Source organism: Streptomyces sp. NPDC045021, from assembly GCF_056432645.1.
Window position 1 is genome coordinate 1 of the sequence record NZ_JBWKIQ010000042.1, and the last position, 1,418, is coordinate 1,418.

Annotated in this window: 2 protein-coding genes; both read right to left on the reverse strand. The window is 64.5% G+C overall.

The annotated features are described in order from the left end of the window. Nucleotides 1-72: 72 nt before the first annotated feature. A complete protein-coding gene (locus AC07DC_RS41975) occupies nucleotides 73-417 on the reverse strand; it encodes a VOC family protein (RefSeq protein WP_478920245.1) in 345 nt (114 codons plus the stop codon). A 122-nt stretch (nucleotides 418-539) separates the two neighbouring features. After that, nucleotides 540-1,304, reverse strand: coding sequence for an IS5 family transposase (locus tag AC07DC_RS41980; RefSeq protein ID WP_478920246.1), 765 nt, complete (start codon nucleotides 1,302-1,304; stop codon nucleotides 540-542). Nucleotides 1,305-1,418 lie beyond the last annotated feature (114 nt).

Here is a 1,418-nt window from a genome sequence, read left to right on the forward strand (position 1 = left end):
TCACTGAGCGTTTTCCAACCTCAATCTGAGCAGGTCAGGTGCAGCGCAACACACCACACAGGTTGGAGAAACTCACCGAGCGGGCGCCTCGACAAGTGACAGGCTGTTCCCGTCGGGGTCCAGCACGACGACGTGGCGCACGCCGTTGCTGTAGGTCTCGACCGGTTCGTGGTCGATCCCGTGTGCGGCGAGTCGGGCCAGGATGTCGTCGAGGTCGTTCACGCCGAGCGTGATCATGGCTCCGCCTACTCGCTCAGCGCGCATGTCCCGATCGTCAACGACGACCCATGCGTTTTTGCCAAGCTGCCACAGGTATTCCTCGCCGATGATCTCGTCTGCTGGGCGCCCGAAGAACGCCTCGAACCACTCGCGTGCCTTGATCCGGTCACTCACGCACATGATGCTGTACAGGTCCACTCGGATCTCTCCTCACAGTCGTTTCGGAAGTCGGACCGCTCCCATGACCCAAACTCATCGGAGGAAGTAGCCCGGTTCTCCACAAGGAAGTTGGGGGGCAGGCCGTTGGAGTCGCTTCATCCTCAGTCTGAGCTGGCCAGATGGAGGGTGAGAACAGCTTGGACGAGGCTCGTGATTCGGGTCGTCGAGCAGCGGAGCTTGCGCAGGAGCCGCCACGATTTGAGGGTGGCGATGGCTGGTTCGACCAGTGCCCGGACCTTCGCATGGGACCGATTGACTGCCTGTTGACCGGCGGAAAGGCTGTCCCATCGGCCGCGGTAGGGGAGACGGACCGTGCCGCCCGCGCCCTGGTAGCCCTTGTCCGCCCAGCAGGTGATGCCGGCCTTGGCGAGGGCGTCGATGATGCCGTGCTCTCGTGCGGCTCGGACGTCATGGACGGCGCCGGCCAGGGCTGGTGAAGCCCACAGGAGACGGCCCTTCGGGTCGGCTATGACCTGCACATTCATGCCGTGCTTCTTGTGTTTGCCCGAGTAGAAGGGACGGTCGGCGGCGATCCGGTCGATCGGCAGCAGCGTCCCGTCCAGGAGCAGGTACGCCTTCATCGAGGCGGCCCGCATGGCTTCGGCGAGCGTGGGGGCAAGGGCGGCCAGGAGTTCGACGGCCTCGGTGATGTACCGGTAGGCGGTGGTGGTGCCGATCCCGAAACCGGCCGCGAGCTGGGCATAGGGCTGCCCGTTGCGGAGGTGGGCGAGGGCGAGCAGGGCCTGTCGGCCCGCGCTCAGGCGCCGCCATCGAGTGCCGAGAGCACGACGATGCTCCCTCAGGCGGGTGGTGAGGAAGCGAAGGGCAGAGCTGGACACGTCAACGCCGGACGGGTAGACAAGCATGCGAAGCCTCTGGTGGAGACGGTTCTCTTGGTCGAAAACCCATCTACCAGGGGCTTCATCCGTTTGTCAGGTCAACTGCCCAGTCTGCCGCAGGAGGTTGGAAAAAGCTCACTG

Bases quoted from the DNA above. Each gene is read 5' to 3' on its own strand.
- AC07DC_RS41980 (WP_478920246.1), bottom strand. From the start codon at position 1,304: ATGCTTGTCTACCCGTCCGGCGTTGACGTGTCCAGCTCTGCCCTTCGC.